14 protein-coding genes and 2 pseudogenes are annotated in these 16,254 nt (G+C 43.0%); 7 read left to right on the top strand and 9 right to left on the bottom strand.

Features of this window, described 5'->3' with window-relative positions; translation table 11 throughout:
- Positions 1–8: 8 nt before the first annotated feature.
- Positions 9–1,433, bottom strand: a complete 1,425-nt coding sequence (locus tag N0824_RS11820) for an AAA family ATPase (RefSeq protein WP_108936894.1) — start codon at positions 1,431–1,433, stop codon at positions 9–11.
- A 402-nt stretch (positions 1,434–1,835) separates the two neighbouring features.
- On the opposite strand from N0824_RS11820, the gene infC reads away from it, so the two are divergent.
- Both infC and N0824_RS11830 read left to right on the top strand, forming a co-directional pair.
- Positions 1,836–2,366 (top strand): translation initiation factor IF-3, encoded by a 531-nt coding sequence (gene infC / locus N0824_RS11825; RefSeq protein WP_002757952.1) that lies wholly within the window; start codon positions 1,836–1,838, stop codon positions 2,364–2,366.
- A gap of 573 nt (positions 2,367–2,939) precedes the next feature.
- Positions 2,940–3,239, top strand: a complete 300-nt coding sequence (locus N0824_RS11830; protein ID WP_255420534.1) for a transposase — start codon at positions 2,940–2,942, stop codon at positions 3,237–3,239.
- Positions 3,240–3,256: 17 nt separating this feature from the next.
- Here N0824_RS11830 and N0824_RS21355 read toward each other — a convergent pair whose 3' ends face one another.
- Complete coding sequence (locus N0824_RS21355) at positions 3,257–3,442, bottom strand: hypothetical protein (RefSeq protein ID WP_108936970.1); 186 nt, start codon at positions 3,440–3,442, stop codon at positions 3,257–3,259.
- A 34-nt stretch (positions 3,443–3,476) separates the two neighbouring features.
- On the opposite strand from N0824_RS21355, the pseudogene N0824_RS11840 reads away from it, so the two are divergent.
- The 3 genes and pseudogenes from N0824_RS11840 to N0824_RS11850 all read left to right on the top strand — a co-directional run.
- A pseudogene (locus tag N0824_RS11840) lies at positions 3,477–3,671 on the top strand (transposase); the annotation flags it as partial.
- 163 nt (positions 3,672–3,834) lie between these two features.
- Positions 3,835–4,542 carry a hypothetical protein gene (locus N0824_RS11845; protein WP_108936896.1) on the top strand — a complete coding sequence of 236 codons (708 nt, stop codon included), beginning with the start codon at positions 3,835–3,837 and terminating at the stop codon, positions 4,540–4,542.
- Between the two features lie 111 nt (positions 4,543–4,653).
- The gene (locus N0824_RS11850; protein WP_108936897.1) at positions 4,654–5,064 is read left to right on the top strand and encodes a VOC family protein; all 411 of its coding nucleotides are present in this window, start codon (positions 4,654–4,656) and stop codon (positions 5,062–5,064) included.
- Here the strand turns inward: N0824_RS11850 and N0824_RS11855 are convergent.
- Positions 5,031–6,215: a class I SAM-dependent rRNA methyltransferase gene (locus N0824_RS11855; RefSeq protein WP_108936898.1), complete on the bottom strand. Its 1,185-nt coding sequence runs from the start codon at positions 6,213–6,215 to the stop codon at positions 5,031–5,033. The genes N0824_RS11850 and N0824_RS11855 overlap by 34 nt on opposite strands.
- A gap of 186 nt (positions 6,216–6,401) precedes the next feature.
- On the opposite strand from N0824_RS11855, the gene N0824_RS11860 reads away from it, so the two are divergent.
- Complete coding sequence (locus tag N0824_RS11860) at positions 6,402–7,196, top strand: MlaE family lipid ABC transporter permease subunit (protein WP_108936899.1); 795 nt, start codon at positions 6,402–6,404, stop codon at positions 7,194–7,196.
- A 74-nt stretch (positions 7,197–7,270) separates the two neighbouring features.
- Here the strand turns inward: N0824_RS11860 and N0824_RS11865 are convergent, their stop codons facing one another.
- From N0824_RS11865 to N0824_RS11885, 5 genes are all read right to left on the bottom strand, one after another.
- Positions 7,271–8,623 carry a TIGR03279 family radical SAM protein gene (locus N0824_RS11865; RefSeq protein WP_108936900.1) on the bottom strand — a complete coding sequence of 451 codons (1,353 nt, stop codon included), beginning with the start codon at positions 8,621–8,623 and terminating at the stop codon, positions 7,271–7,273.
- Positions 8,624–8,728: 105 nt separating this feature from the next.
- On the bottom strand, positions 8,729–9,061 hold the full coding sequence (locus N0824_RS11870; protein ID WP_108936901.1) for a DUF4164 family protein: 333 nt from the start codon (positions 9,059–9,061) through the stop codon (positions 8,729–8,731).
- Between the two features lie 309 nt (positions 9,062–9,370).
- Positions 9,371–11,248 carry an ATP-dependent zinc metalloprotease FtsH4 gene (gene ftsH4 / locus N0824_RS11875; protein ID WP_002736707.1) on the bottom strand — a complete coding sequence of 626 codons (1,878 nt, stop codon included), beginning with the start codon at positions 11,246–11,248 and terminating at the stop codon, positions 9,371–9,373.
- A 77-nt stretch (positions 11,249–11,325) separates the two neighbouring features.
- The gene (locus N0824_RS11880) at positions 11,326–12,510 is read right to left on the bottom strand and encodes a tetratricopeptide repeat protein (RefSeq protein WP_108936971.1); all 1,185 of its coding nucleotides are present in this window, start codon (positions 12,508–12,510) and stop codon (positions 11,326–11,328) included.
- A 134-nt stretch (positions 12,511–12,644) separates the two neighbouring features.
- The gene (locus N0824_RS11885) at positions 12,645–13,859 is read right to left on the bottom strand and encodes an RNA-guided endonuclease TnpB family protein (RefSeq protein WP_108936972.1); all 1,215 of its coding nucleotides are present in this window, start codon (positions 13,857–13,859) and stop codon (positions 12,645–12,647) included.
- Positions 13,860–13,937: 78 nt separating this feature from the next.
- On the opposite strand from N0824_RS11885, the pseudogene N0824_RS11890 reads away from it, so the two are divergent.
- Positions 13,938–14,144: pseudogene (locus N0824_RS11890) on the top strand (transposase); the annotation flags it as partial.
- A gap of 309 nt (positions 14,145–14,453) precedes the next feature.
- Here N0824_RS11890 and N0824_RS11895 read toward each other — a convergent pair.
- Entirely contained in the window at positions 14,454–15,929 is a 1,476-nt protein-coding gene (locus N0824_RS11895) for a leucyl aminopeptidase (protein WP_108936902.1), read from the bottom strand.
- Between the last annotated feature and the right edge of the window lie 325 nt (positions 15,930–16,254).

Raw genomic sequence — 16,254 nt, forward strand, 5'->3', positions numbered from 1 at the left:
TAATTGATTTACGTTAATTGGTTTTGTTGGTTTTTAATATTTTTAATCGCACTTTCAGCATCAGCAGTTTTTAGATATTCGACAACTTCCGAGAGAGTTAGCTTGGCCTCATTTTCGGAGAAAAATAAGGTTAATTGCTTTTTATTCTCTTTGATAACAGGGTGAAAATTACTGCTTTTCATCTTAATTCGCTTCCCTTCAATAGTGGATATTATAGTGGTAAGTTGAGAAAGCCAAATGCTGACATTTTTATCATCTTGCCAATTAATTAATTGACTAACCAGAACTGGAGAATGAGTGTTCACTATTACTTGGCGTAAAGGCATTTCAGTATCTTCAAAATCGACAGTTAGCTCTTTTAATAATTTTGCCATTGCTTCAATACGAAAAGGATGGATGCCATTTTCTGGCTCTTCAAAACACAGTAATCCTGTGTGTTGTCGGTCGTATTGCAGGACACATAATGTTAATAAACGTAGGGTTCCTTCGGAAAGCACTCTCGAAGAAAACTCCCGACCATCATCACCTTTTACCTTGATAATAAATTGTCGATTTGCTTTGTCATCATAAACATTAACTTCTGTAAAATTCGGTAGCAGATTATTGAGATCACGGGAAATTGCTGTGAGGGTATATTCATCATCTTGTTTGATGCGAAATAAAGCAGCGGCTAAATTCTTTCCGCTTGCTGTTATTGTATCTCTGATGCCCATATCTTGACGCGTAGGTTCTCGCAGATCTTCGGGATTAAGCTGCATAAACTTCCAACTCAGCATTTCTTGTTTGGCGGCTAATATATGTTTAAAATCTATAGTATTAATGCTGCTTAAAACAGTTTGTGATGCGTTTTTTGCGGGAAATACTTTTTTATTCCCTTGTTGACCGTCTTGAGGTACAACAATGGTAGCAATACCACTAATATCTTCAGTCTTAATATAAGGAATGGCTCTCCTACCCTTTACTTTTGGTCGCCAAGTTTCCAATACTGTCTTAGGAATATAATTTTTTACCCAATTATCTTCATTGTGCTTTAAATTTTCTAAACTTTCATAAACAATATACAAGTTTTCAAAGCCACTTATATTAGACTCTCGTTTAATTTTTAATTGATAGCGTAATCTTGTATATTTAAGATCGACTTCCCCACCCCAATTATCTTTTACCTTGCGATTGACTAACATTTCAACTATAAATTCCATTTCCGTGGCGTAGTCGTCCTCATCATATTGGGTAAAAAGTTCGCTAGGATGTCCTCGCTGCTCGCTAAAAGCCGTCTTCATATCCACTTCTGCCAACCGCGTCAACAATTGCAAAGCATCAAATAAATTACTCTTACCAGAAGCATTAACCCCAGCAACTACAGTAAGCGGCGTGAATACCATTTCAAAATTATGAAAGGATTTAAAGCCATGAATTTTAATATAAGTAATCATAGTTTTAGGCGATAGGTAATATTAAAACATCAGCGCAATATTTAACCATACTGGAAAATCTTATCAACTTTCGCCCGATACTGTCCTACTATAATCTAGACATTGGCTTACAGGGGTAGTGCGATTACGCCGATTTTGTCGAGTGCGTTCCCTGCTGCAACGAGGGAGAACGCACCTTACCGATCGATTCCTGAGAGTATAGGGTCTTAGTCTAACAAAACCCATAGACAACAGCTTATCTGGCTGACGGCCGGGGGCTGACGACCGGCGGCTAAAAATTAACATTGCAAGAAAACTTAACAATTGGCCAAGAAACTCGATCGAGTAGGTAGAATAGCAAGTAAACCATTTTGTAAACTCCACCCGATTAACTAACTAGAATAGAGATAACCCAGAACGCCTGTGATAGATAAAAGACGCACTACTCGCGATCTCCCCCAAATTAACGAAAGAATCCGCTTTCCCGAAATCCGCGTTATCGATAGCGACGGCTCTCAACTGGGAATTATTACTCCTGCCGAAGCTTTGCGCGTGGCCGAAGAAAAGGAACTTGATCTCGTCCTCGTCAGTGAAACGGCAAATCCTCCCGTTTGCCGGATTATGGACTATGGCAAGTACAAGTTTGAACAGGAGAAAAAAGCGCGTGAAGCCAAGAAAAAACAGCATACAGCCGATATAAAAGAAGTTAAAATGCGCTATAAAATCGATGAGCATGACTACAACGTGCGAGTCAACCAAGCGCAACGTTTTTTAAAAGCGGGAGATAAGGTAAAAGCGACGATTACCTTCCGAGGTCGCGAAATTCAACACTCTAACCTAGCGGAAGAATTACTGGCTCGCATGGCCAAAGACTTACAGGATGTGGCTGAGGTACAGCAAGCACCAAAAAAAGAAGGTCGTAACATGATGATGATGTTATCGCCGAAAAAATAACTAACTAATCCAGAAAAAGGGGCTAAGTCCCCTTTTTTGTTTTTCAGAAATCCCGAAAAGAACCCGATCATTTACAGCCTTTCTCAAAAATATGAAGTATAATGTTGTCGATAGCTAAATTGTCCAAAATATGAAATACTATCCAGTAGAGTTCCGTCAGAAAATCCTAGACTGTTATTATAACGAACCCATTTCTCAAAGGCAATTAGCGAAAAGATTCTGCGTAGCCTTAAGTTTCGGACAAAAGCTTTTGAAGTAATCTCGATAAACGGGAGATATTCGACCGAAAACTTATCGATGTGGCCGTCATTTAAAACTCACTCAAGAACAGATGATCGCCCTAGGTGAGTTAATTGAAGAAAATAATGACGCAACTCTAAACGAACTATCAGAACTGTTCCTAGAAAGAACCGGTATAGTGCTAAGTGTTGCGACAGTGGCAAGAATATCCGAACGATTGAGAATGACTCGCAAAAAAAACTCTACACCCCCCAGAAAAAGAGACAGAAAGAGTACAACAACTTAGACAAGAATACAAAGGATAAAATTAGGGACGTAGACGAGGAAAACCTTATCTCGCTTGACGAAGCTGGTTCAAATCTATCTATGACCAGAACCCACGCTCGCTCACTTAAAGGAACTAGAGCGCACGGGACTCGACCCATTAAAAAAGGACAAAATGTTTCTACTATTACAGCAATTACTAAAAAAGAAGTTCTGGCTACAGCCAATTGTTTAGGAGCGATAACTGGGATTTTATTTGAAGCGTTTATTATCCGAATATTAGTTCCTAAGCTCTGGGAAGGTGCGGTAATCAATATCGATAACTGTAAAATTCATTTCAGGGAAGAGGTCAATAAAGCGGTTGCATAAAAAGGAGCTAAACTAATTTATTTAGGGTTGGCTGAATAAATATAAAAACCTTGTTGGATAAGACTTTTAGACTTTTTTCCCATCAAAAAGTGCCAATCATTGGGGTGATCGGGGGAAAATCCCTGGACTTTTTCCCTGAAAATTAGGTAGTTGACCCCCTGAAAATCGGTAAAACCCCACACCCCACACCCCACACCCCACACCCTGCCCCCAGGAAAAACTTTTTGCCGCAAACCCTATTTACCTCCTTACTCTCCCGATTTTGCCCCGATTGAAAATTTTTGGTCAAAAATCAAGTCAATCTTGAGAAAATTAAAACCGAGAACTTATCGAGAGCTAGATGAAGCTTTAGAAGAGGCTTTTAAGCAAGTCTCGGAACAAGACCTTCGTAATTGGTTCACACACTGTTGCTATTGTACCTCATCTATCTGATAAAGGCTGTATAATCAACACTACCACTATTAAAGCTTAAAATTCCTTAGAGGAAAAAACTAGACCAAAATGCTTTAAAATCGGGTAAAATAGTTCATAACTGAACTTCTCATAAATATGGTGGCTAGGGAGATAATTAGTTTAGTATTAGTGAAAACTTGGAATGGTCATGATGATGATGAAATTATTAGGATGTGTAGTCATTTTTGCAAGTTTAGTGAATGTTACACCAGGGATAGCAAATCATCCCCCCCGACAAATTGCCCAAGCGTCTAGCACTTCTTCGATTCAAGGTTATTGTTTTTCAGTCGCTAATGATAATCTGGATTCTACCGCAAGGATTTATATTCAGGGAAATCAAGTCACGGGTCGGGTACAAGCTACAATTCATAATGAACAAGCAGCTTATTATACTTCCTATACTCAAACCTTACAAGGAACAAAAAAGGGGAATCAGTTAAACTTAAATATCACGACAAAAATTGAGTTAGACACCCAAAAAACTCAAGAAATCTGGACATTAACCGCAGATTCTTTGAATACGGGACGAGAAGTTTATCAAAAACAACCTTGTTTATTGTCTCAAATCCAGTTTGCACCAGGGACTAATAGCGCCACCGTTAATCAATCGGTTGTGCGAGGGAGTCGAAATATTTATCTCTTAAGAGTAAATCGAGGACAGAGAATGGATCTTAAAATTACATCCTTAGAAAATAATGCCGTATTTGATGTGATTGCACCGAATGGGGAAATATTGAAAACAGAAGCTACCCAATCTAGTCTAAAATTACCTGCTACTGGAAATTATGAAATAATTGTAGGGGGAACTCGCGGCAATGCCACCTATAAATTAAATGTTAAAATTCAATAAATAGGGTTGGCTGAAAAAGTTTGTTGGTGGGGTTAGGCTTCGGCAGATTATTTTACTTATTCTCCCTTTTCCCCACTTCATAATTCATAATTGATAATTCCCCCAACCCCGATGAATAACCCCCCCCATAGTCCATTCAATTACACAGAGGCTTTTATTGCTCTAGGAACGAGTAATTTTGATCGCTCGGTGCAGTTTTATCGTCAACTGTTGCAGCAGGAACCAAGCCCCTACCTTGCCGCCGTTTATGCGGAATTTAGGCTGATTAACCTTAAATTAGGTCTTTTTTGCCCTAAAGAGTCCCACAGAGAGGAATTTGGCGATTCTCGGGGCAGTGGCATGAGCATTTGTTTCGAGGTGGAGAGTCTCGAAAAAGCGATCGAGCATTGGAGCGAAATCGGCTATGGTGCTAGGGGAGAAATTAGCCAAGCTTCCCACGGTTCGGAAATCTACATCTATGATCCCGATGGTAATCGTTTAATTTTCCATCAATCCACCGCTAAAACCAATCCTTTCAGGTAGGAACCTTCCGAGTGATAGATACTGGTGGGATGGTCCGCCGGTTGGCTTAAACGTGCTAAAATTCGCACTGGGCGGGCTGATTCAATAGCGGCAGCCATGACAGCCCCCTGAAAATGTTCTTCGTTAACCACTTGGGAACAGGAAAAGGTGAAAATAATACCTTGGGGGCGAATTTTCTGGAAAGCTTGGTGATTTAATCTTTTATAAGCCATAACCGCCTGATGACGGGATTGGATGCTTTTGGCAAAAGCGGGGGGATCGAGGACAATCAAATCGTAATCCTCCTGACAGTCGCGCAGGAAGTTAAAAACATCGGCACTGTAGGATTGATGGGGAACTTCGCTGAGATTATTCAGGGCGATATTTTTTTCGGTAAGATCGATCGCACCGTGGGAACTATCAACGGAATCGACTAGGGCAGCCCCCGCTTGCATAGCATAGACAGAAAAGCCGCCAGAATAAGAAAAAGTGTTTAAAACCCGTTTATTATGGCAATATTGGGCTAATAAAGCTCTATTTTCTCTTTGATCGAGGAAAAATCCCGTTTTTTGTCCTTTTTCCCAATCAATAATAAAGCGATGGCCGGATTCTAACACCTCATCGCTGGTTTTTTGACCAAATAAGTATTTATTCTCGGAGATATGGGCGCTTTTCGCCAAAACTGCGGCACTTTTATCGTAAACTGCCCGTAAATTGTCGCCGTAGATAGTTTTTAGGCAATCGACAATCAGATCAAGACGTTGGTATAAAGCTAAGGAATAAGCTTGAATAACCGCCGTGCCATTGTACCAATCGACGATTAAACTGGGTAAACCGTCTCCTTCAGCGTTAATTAAACGATAACAGTTAGTTTTCGGGTTATCCACTAAACCGATTTGTTGCCGCAGCCGATAGGCATTCTGGAATTTTTCGAGAAATAATTGAGCAATATCGCTGACTTTTTGGAAAGAAAGAATTTTAACGGCAATATTGCTAGGATTATACAGTCCAGTGGCTAGATATTCGCCTCGATCGCTATAAACCTCAACGATAGCACCCTCTTTGACTTCTCCCTCCATCTCTTTAATCGCCCCGGAAAATATCCAAGGATGGAATCGTTTAACAGCATCAATTTTATGGTTTTTCAGGATAATTTTCGCTAAATCTGGCATGGATAAAGAATCAGGGTTGATAGCTGACGGCTACTAGATAATTCTATTATCCCCTGCCGGCAGCACAAAACCATGGTTTGTTATCCCTCGATCGAGTGGCATCAAAGCAAGTCCCCACAATCGAGGGATAATCAGAGGGAATTCTCGCCTATAATAAGTTAGATTTTAGCGATAGTCCCTCGACAAATGCCAAGAAAAAGTGATGCTGCCGGTGGTTTAGGTTTATGGTTTCAGCGTTTGGGGGCTGCCAGTTTGTTAGCGGGACAAACTTTTTTACATATTCTTAATGGCAAAATCCACCGGCGTAATACTCTGGAACAAATGAGTATTGTTGGACCCGAATCCTTGACAATTGCCCTAATTACTGCTGCTTTTGTGGGTATGGTTTTCACTATTCAGGTAGCCAGAGAATTTATTTTTTTTGGGGCGGGTAGTTTTGTTGGGGGAGTCCTTTCCTTGGCTTTAACAAGAGAATTAGCCCCAGTTTTAACCGCAGTGGTGGTGGCGGGAAGAGTTGGCTCGGCTTTTGCCGCCGAAATTGGTACAATGCGAGTAACAGAACAAATTGACGCTTTATATATTTTAAAAACCGATCCGATCGATTATTTGGTCATTCCCCGGGTGATTGCCTGTAGTTTAATGTTACCCCTGCTCACTATTATCTCTTTAGTCACAGGGCTACTCGGTGGTTTATTTATTTCCGATAGTCTTTACGGTATTTCCTATTCCCTATTCTTACAATCAGCCCAAAATTTTCTGGAAACATGGGATTTAATTAGTTCTATGTTAAAGTCCCTAATTTTTGGGGTTTTAATTGCTATTATCGGTTGCAGTTGGGGTTTAACCACCACCGGCGGTGCTAAAGGAGTTGGTCAATCTACTACCACGGCTGTGGTAACTTCTTTATTAGCGATTTTTGTGGCTAATTTTTTCCTCTCTTGGCTGATGTTTCAAGGTACAGGTAATGCGGAAATCGGCTAAGACATTTATCAGTAATCAGCTTCTAAAGGCAAGAGGCAAAAGGCAACAGGCAACAGTAAAGGGATTGGGGGAGATTAGGATTTGTTGAAGGGATTGAGAGCAAGACAAGTTTTAATTAATTCCTCCACTCCCAGGACTGGATAAATAGGGACTCCTAACTGATTAATAACAGTTTCTAGGGTGAGATCATCTAAAAATACCGCTTCCCCATGCTTGAGCATGAGGGAGGGTAATAAAACCCCATCCCCAAGATTTTTACCTTGTAATCCTTTGAGAATATCTTGCCCAGTTAATAAACCCGTAACCGTGATTTCCTGCCCCCAATAATCACTATTTAAAGCCACTAATTCCACGGTTAAACCTCGCACCTTATTTAACTGTTTAACTAGGGGTTGAAAAGCTTGTTCTACGGCATTTCCCACTACCCATACCAACCGTCTAGAGGGACTAATTTGAGCAGGTAATAACTTCTTAGCTGTCTTCTGGAAATCCCTAATAAATTGACGAATCGAGCCGACACCGTTACCGATTTGGGGATAGTCTTCGTAGTGAGATTGAGGGGGTAAATCGACTCGGGCAATTAAAAACCATTCATCGGCTAACCATACCACATTACTGCCAAATTCTTGACGAAATTTTTTCTGTAAAGTTTGGACTTGTTCGATCACTTCTCGCGCTTTTTCTTGACTAACGGGAATTAATTCATCTTCTTGGGGACGAAAGCGGGTTAATCCCACCGGAACTACAGCAATCGACTCCACACAGGGAATATCTCCCCGATGAAAAGAAACCAGATCTAACAGGGTTCTTTCGAGATGAATTCCATCATTAATATTGGGACAAACTACCACTTGTGCATGAATTTGTAATTGTCTGGCTTGTAGCCATTTTAAATGGTCTAAAATTTGACCAGCGCGGGGATTTTTTAAGAGACGAATTCTCAGATCGGGTTCCGTGGCATGAACGGACACAAAAAGCGGTGAGATTCGCATCTTTTCGATCCGCTGCCATTCTTTTGAGGTGAGATTAGTTAAGGTTAAATAACTGCCATAGAGAAAACTTAAGCGATAGTCATCATCTTTATAGTATAAAGTCTCTCTTTTGCCCTCTGGTTGTTGATCGATAAAGCAAAAAGGACATTTATTATTACACTGAATTAAGCCATCAAAAAGGGCAGTTTCAAACTCTAAACCTAAGTCTTCATGATAATCTTTTTCGATTTTTACTTGGTGAGTTTTGCCCTGACTATCAAGCACTTCTAGGGTTAAAAATTCATCGGCACATAAAAATTGATAATCGATTAAGTCCCGGGGACGATTACCATTAATAGAGACGAGCGCATCCCCGATTTCAAAACCCACCTCGGCGGCGATCGAATCTAGGACGACACCAGTAATTTTAGCTGGACGAATAGTTAATTCACTCATATTTTTAGGTCGCCATCCAATTATTTAACTGCATTTCCCAGAGAGTCTTTGGCTGCGTTTTAATATTTGTCAAGTTAATTCTACAGCATTTTAGGGCGATCGCTGTTAGGGATTGGGGAAAAAACCAAAAAGTTTAGCAGCCCCTCCTAAAATGGCTACAACCAGAGCGATGAGAATCCCCCGATTGGTAAATTCCTGATAGGCGACTCTTGCAGTTAACCCTTTAATTTCTGTGGTTAGTCGGTCATCCAAGGCTTTAATCTCCCCTTTGAGTTCGACTTGTCCTATTTCCACTTTCGTCAACCGTTCTTCTATCTTATCAAATCTCTCATCTACCTTATCAAATCTCTCATCGATCCGTTTTTCCAGAGAGTCGATTTTCCCCTCAATCCTTGTCAAAACAGCTTCTAGGGAATAAGTGACGGTTTCGTTAGCCATTTTCTGTCTCCTTTAGCTCTTCTGGATTCACCATCGTGATCTCAATATCAGTATCGCTGATTTTTGCCTCCCAGTTTCAATCTCTAATAGGGGTTAAGATTAATGGGAACGCTGTAGGGTTGATTCATGAATCAACCCTACAAAGTATTAATCTCTAATAGGGGTTAAGATTAATGGGAACTTTTGGGGTTCTGGGACTGCGGAGAGGCAAAAGGAGGAATAAATAATCAATTTTTAATAACCAGATTTGGCATAATAGAAAAAAACCCATCTTTGTTCAAGATGGGGTAAGGCAAAAATCAAATCAATCTAAACAGTAACAGGTTCTCGATCGAGGGGTTTAACGCGCTCGAGCAGGGCTTGCAATTGTTCCCCTTCAATCACCTCTTTACTGAGGATTTCTTGGGCAATTTCTTCGAGTAAATCGCGATTTTGAGCAAGGATATCCAGGGCCTGCTGATGACCATTTTCGACAATCTCTTTCACTTCATTGTCGATCGCTTTGGCCGTATCATCGCTCACCAAGCGCCGGGGATTCATCATACCATCTCCCAGAAAACTATTCTGTTGACCTTTTTCGTAGGCTAGGGGACCAAGGGTCTTACTCATACCATAGGTCGTCACCATGCGTTCGGCCAAGTCTGTCGCCCGCTGCAGGTCATTAGCGGCCCCAGTAGTAATACTACCGAAGATAATTTCTTCGGCGGCCCGACCGCCTAAAAGAGTAGCAATTTGGTCGCGTAATTCCGTATCATCCATAAGGAAACGGTCTTCCGTGGGCATTTGCAGGGTATAACCGAGGGCTGCCATGCCGCGAGGCACGATCGAAATCTTAGCAACTTTACCACCCCCCGGCATAACTGCACCGACGAGAGCGTGACCAACTTCGTGATAAGCGACGATTTTCTTCTCTTTTTCCGAGAGAACCCGGCTTTTCTTCTCTAAACCGGCCACTACCCGCTCGATTGCCTCATTAAAGTCCTCTTGGGCGACGGTGCTGCGTTGATTGCGGGCTGCCAATAAAGCGGCCTCATTGACTAGATTAGCTAAGTCAGCACCAGCAAAACCGGGGGTGCGGGTAGCAATCTGTTTTAAATCTGCATCCGAGCCTAATTTTACCTTACCTGCGTAGATTTCGAGGATTTTTAAGCGTCCAGCCAGATCGGGGCGATCAACTAACACTTGGCGATCAAAACGGCCGGGGCGTAAAAGGGCGGGATCAAGAGTTTCGGGGCGATTAGTGGCGGCCAGCACGATCACCGTCGCATCACCAGCGTTAAAACCGTCCATTTCCGTCAATAATTGGTTTAAAGTCTGTTCCCGTTCATCGTTACCCCCCATAAAATTACCGTTAGCGCGAGATTTACCGATCGCGTCTAATTCATCGATAAAAATAATACAGGGGGCTTTTTTCTTGGCCTGTTCAAACAGATCTCGCACTCGGGCCGCACCTGCACCGACAAAGAGTTCCACGAATTCCGAACCTGAGATACTAAAGAAAGGAACTCCCGCTTCTCCCGCGACTGCTTTTGCCAGCAGGGTTTTTCCTGTCCCCGGCGGACCGACTAGGAGGACACCCTTGGGAATCCGCGCCCCGATTTGAATGTAACGTTGGGGATATTTGAGAAATTCGACGATTTCGGCCAATTCGGTTTTCGCTTCTTCCACACCGGCCACATCTTCAAAAGTGGTTTTGGTGGTGTCTCCTTCCACATAGACTTTAGCGCGACTTTTGGTAATCGAGAGGGCCCCGGCTGGACCACCGCCACCGCTGCGAGCTAGGAAAAATTGCCAAATACCAACAAAAATCAGGGGAGGAATCACCCAACTAAGGACGCTACCAATCCAGCCATTTTTTGGTGGTGGTGCGGCGGCGAACTCTACGCCCTTGGCTTCTAGACGTTTGGGCAATTCTAGGTCAAAAATCGGTGTAGTGCTGAAAATTCGTCCGTAATTGCCCTCTTGGTCGTTTTTAAGCTGATAACGAATCTCATTCTGTCCCACGGATACCCTAGCGACGTTGCCATCTTCCACTTGGTCGATAAAAAGACTATAGGGAACTTTGGGGACGCTAGGGCCAAATAATTGCGGAAAAAGGAGGTTAACAATCAGAAATAAGCCGCCCACGGCTAATAAAACATTACCGATCAGGCGGGATTGTGAAGGAGGTTTGCTTTTTATACTCATTGCTGGGCCTGATTCATTAAAATTAGTCTCTAACCTTTTTCTATTGTAGGCTGTTGACCGCTCAAGTTCAGATTGAATCAGGCGGGGGGATTACCGTCGTCTTCGGGCGGTTTTTGCCCTAGTAAAGCCTCTAGACGAGTTTGGGCAAGCTCAAAATCCGGCGCAATCCCTAAAGCTTTTTGGTAACAGGCGATCGCTGCTTGGGTTTCGCCTAAATTTTCTAGGGTACTGCCGCGATTGTACCAAGCTTGATAAAAATTATCGTCCGCTTCTAGCACCTGTTGCCAACATTCTAAGGCTTCTTGCCAACGTTGCAGTCCGTATAGGGCGCTGCCTCTAGCGTTAATGATTTGGTGATCGTTGGGGGTAATTTCTAGGGCGCGATCATAACTATTTAACGCCTCTTCGTAGTTACCGATCATGGCTAAGGCACCACCACGATTATGCCAGGCCGAAGCTAATTGGGGATCGATCTTCAGGGCCTGTTCCCAATCGGCGATCGCATTTGACCAATTGCCTAAATTTGCCTGTTCTAAGCCCTGATTAAACCAATCTGCGGCAGTTTCAGGGTTTTTATCTTCCTGGGGGGAAAATTGAGCGATGAGACTATCAATAATGCTTTCTGCGTCCTTATTTTCGATGCCCAATTGTTCGGCCATTTGGCCCGCTAGGGTAGAATCGTTTTGCAGACGGTTAAATAATTCATCAAGAGTCAGGGTTTCTAATTGGGGATTTTCCGAGTCATTACCGTTAAAATCGCTAGTTTCACCGGAATATAAGAGATTTTCTGGGGTTTGCGGCAGGGAATAACTACCCGGGGTCTCATCTTCGCCGGCGTATTCCCAAATTAAAGTGGCAGTTTCTTTGGTGTAGAGTTGATAACCGATCTCGTAGGAAGCTTCACCAATACGTTCAATACCGGGGAAAGCGCGAGCTAATTCTCCTAAACGGATCATTCTGGTGGCGAGAATTTGGTTAAGAGAAGCGGAGGATTGCAGACGGGTTCCAAAACGCTCTAACCATTCTACCCAATCTTTTTGCCGACCTCGATCGCCCAATTGCTCAAAAAATCTCAGAATTCTGCCTTCGTGCCAACCGTGGGCCACTCCATCGAGTAACTGCATATAGAGAAACTCGTAATCCGTATCGGTTAGGGGAACAGATTCGATCGCTTGTACTCTCCCCTTTACCCCTTGTCCCCCCAAAAGTCGGGTAAAAAAGTTTTCGATCGCACGCCAAAGTTTTCTTAAAAGTCCCTGCATTCTAATCTCGACACTGGTTTTATTAATCTTGCAAGCATCACCCAATTAGTCTAGCAGTTATCAGTTATTGGGGATTGACTCTCCCCCGCTAACCGCTCGCGCGGTGTAGCGGGGGATTCTCGGTTCTTAGGCTTTTAACTAGATCGACCGAGTTTAACCCAGTCGATCCCCGTCAAATCGCCTCCGCGAGCGTTTTCTAACACGGTCAGTCCGACCGCGTTTTTTCCTCGGTTCTTAATTACCTTTGCTGATGCCGTATCTCTCGGTTCAATGTGGCCGCAAGAATCACACCGGTGAACTCTTTCCGATAACGACTTTTTGCCAGTAATCGCGCCACAATTCGGACACTCTTGCGAGGTTCCGTTTTTATCAACCTTAAGATAATATTTTCCCCGTTTCCAAGCGACAAACGGTAATATCTCGTTAATAAAACTACCGATACCTGAATCCAGAGATTGTTTTCTAACGATCCCTCTAGACCAGGAAACGAAGTTAATATCTTCAACAAAGATATTATCAGCGAGATCGCAAAGGTAATGAGCTAACTTAAAGTGCCAATCTCTACGAGTATTAGACACTTTTTCGTGTAATATTGCTATCTTCTCTTGGAGTTTCAACCAATTGCTAGAGCCTTTAGTTTTCCGTTTCAAGCGTCTTTGTAGCAATTTAAGCTTACTCTGTACTTTCAACAAAAATCGAGGGGCTTTGATTAAATCTCCCCGTGAAGTAGCGACAAAACTCTCAATTCCCGCATCGATTCCTAAACAGGTCTTCCCCACTGTCATATCGGGAACTAATTCCGTAGATTGGAAAGAAACCGAAACGTAAAATCCCGACGCTTTGCCGATAATTCGAGCTTGTTTAGGCTCAAACCCAGACGGGTACTCCCTAGATTTCCTAATCCGAATTTTTCCCAATTGTGGAAAATTTAAGTATTCGTCACCTAGAAAATTTTTCGAGAGCGCGGGGAAAACAAAACTCCGCATCTTTTTTTTGAATCTAGGAAAGCCGAAGCCTTTCGATTTCATGTGGTCAAACGCTTTATCTACAGTTTTTAAAACTTGCTGTAAGACTTGAGCGTTAACCGTCTTTAATATCGGGTAAACTTTTTTAGCTTCCGTTAGATTTTTAGCTTGAACGAAGTAATTTGGATAGGGTTGATCCGCAGGAATTATGTACTCAGAAACTAGCGAACAGCGATCCGCAAGACACTTTCGAGAGTTTAACCAATCTTTCCGTTCCGAGAGCGCGTAATTATAAACGCTCTTACAAACATCAAGAATGTGGACAATCTCTCGTTCCTGTTTCTTGTTTACCTTTAGTTTGTACTGGTAGGTAAGCGTTATCACTGTCGTTAGTTTCGTGATGTGATGTATAATTAAATTATAACACTTACCGCCCAATATTTCAACTGATTACAATCATGGACTAAACTAATCGCTAACCTTAAAACAGTTAGTAGTCGCTTAATTAGACAAGAATTTCCGGATTTGGCGGCAAAGTATTTCGACAACAAACCCTATTTTTGGGCGGGAGCTTATTTCGTGGCTAGTTGTGGCGACGTTACTGTCGAACAACTAAAAAAATACGTCGAGAACCAAAACTCCCCGAAAGTGGAAACGCTACCGCGTTAGTTTTATTCTGGTCGCGATTCATCTCCCCTTAACCGCTACGCGGTTTAACGGGAGTCCTCTCGCGACCTTGAGATAGGGGTTAGGGGTAAGGGAGATTTGGCTCTTCTGGTTTCTGTGTGAAAACGAGGTCTATACTGATAGAATATCCGTCAAAATAGCGCTGAAAGTCTTGCCCGATCAGCATTTCACGATTCCATAGGCAAAAATTATCAGACAAAATCGAGAAGAGCCGGAGATTTTTCCGGGATCAGTAAACAGTAATCAGTGAAAATAGTCCCCACTTAATACCGCTTACTGCTTACCGTTAACTTAATTATTGGCTATCACCCAATTAACTAGAGTGCGGACGGGAAAACCGGTGGCCCCAGAATTATTAACCCCATTTTCCTTATCGGACCAGACGGGTCCTGCGATATCTAGGTGGAGCCAGGGAGTATTATTAATGAATTGCTTCAAAAATAAAGCGGCTGTAATGGAACCGCCGGGGCGCGGGCCAGTGTTTTTCATATCGGCAATTTGAGACTTCAGCCCCTCGAAATATTTTTCTTCTAGAGGCATTGGCCAGAATTTTTCGCCGGCCAATTTAGCGGACTCTTGGAGTTGAGCAGCGAGACTCTCATCGCTACTCCATAAACCGGCGATATCTTCCCCTAAAGCAACGACACAGGCCCCAGTTAACGTGGCTAGATCCACGATCGCATCTACCTCTAATTTTTCCGCAAAAACCAAGCCATCGGCCAGGGTTAATCGTCCCTCGGCATCGGTGTTATTGACTTCAATGGTTTTGCCATTAGAAGCGGTTAAGATGTCCCCGGGGTGCATAGCGCGACCACTAATCATATTTTCCGTAGCCGGACAGATAAAGTGTACTTCCACTTCTGGCCGTAATTGAGCGATCGCCTTAGCCGCGCCTAGGGTGGCGGCACCACCCCCCATATCCATTTTCATGGTTTCGATGCCACTGCCGGCCCCTTTAATATTCAAACCGCCGGAATCAAAGGTCAAACTTTTACCGACGATTGCTAGTTTACGTTTCGGGGTTCCTTGGGGTTTATAGATTAAATGAATGAATTTCGGGGGAATATCCGATGCTTTTGCCACTCCTAAGAATGCTCCCATACCCAAGCTTTCGCATTCTTCCTGTTCCAGAATATTAAGACTTAATCCGTATTCGGTGGCAATTTGCTCGGCGGTTTCTGCCATGGTTAGGGGGGTGACGGTGTTCGCGGGAGCATTGACTAATTCTCTGGCCAGAATCACCCCGGAACAGATCTGCTCGGCTTTGGCGATCGCCGATGCTTGCTCTCCTAAACCCAATAACTCGACGGTTGCTAATTTGGCCCCTTTTTCCTCTTTAGTGGACTTGAAGCGGGTATCCTGATGATTGGCCAGTAGTAGTCCTTCCGTGATTGCTCCGGCGGTGGCGCACTGATCACCAACTACCGGTAAACTGATGGCCAGAGCTTGGCTTTTTTGTTGTTTGGCCAGACGAGCGATGGCAGCGGCCGCTAGACGCAGGGTTTGCAGGTCGAAATCGGCAGCTTTTCCTAATCCCACCAGGATTAATTTGCGAATCGGACCACCACCACCTAGACGAGTCGCCGCACTGCTGCCTAATTTTCCCTCGAATTCCGTCTCGGAGATGAGATCCTCTAGGGTTCCCCCCAGTTTATTGTTTAATTCTGCCAATTCTCCTGCAATCTCTACGGCTCCTTCTGGTAAACCTAGGGCTAAAGTATCTCCTGTCCAAGTAAGGAGCGAGGTGTCAGTCGATCGAATATCCATTCTTTATCTCGATAATTCTTTGCAAATTGCTTCTATTAATCACTATACTGTAAGCTCTATCAGTTATCATCGATCGCCTATTCAGGTTTATTAAACCCCTTGCATAATTAATTTTTGATGGTTCAAAAACGGCAAAAATAAGGCTTAAACTGCCTAAAATCTGTAAATAGACCCTATTTTTTCGATAATATCTTTAGTCCTTTTTGATTTCAAAAAGTGCCGGTCTTTGCAATGAGCAGCGGGAAGTTTCAAGTGATTTTTCTCTGAAAATTAGGTAATTGACCACGGATCGACTGAGCTTCGCCGAACGTCCTCAAAATTGGCA

The organism is Microcystis sp. 0824, assembly GCF_003112475.1.
Classification (GTDB): Bacteria; Cyanobacteriota; Cyanobacteriia; order Cyanobacteriales; family Microcystaceae; genus Microcystis; species Microcystis aeruginosa_C.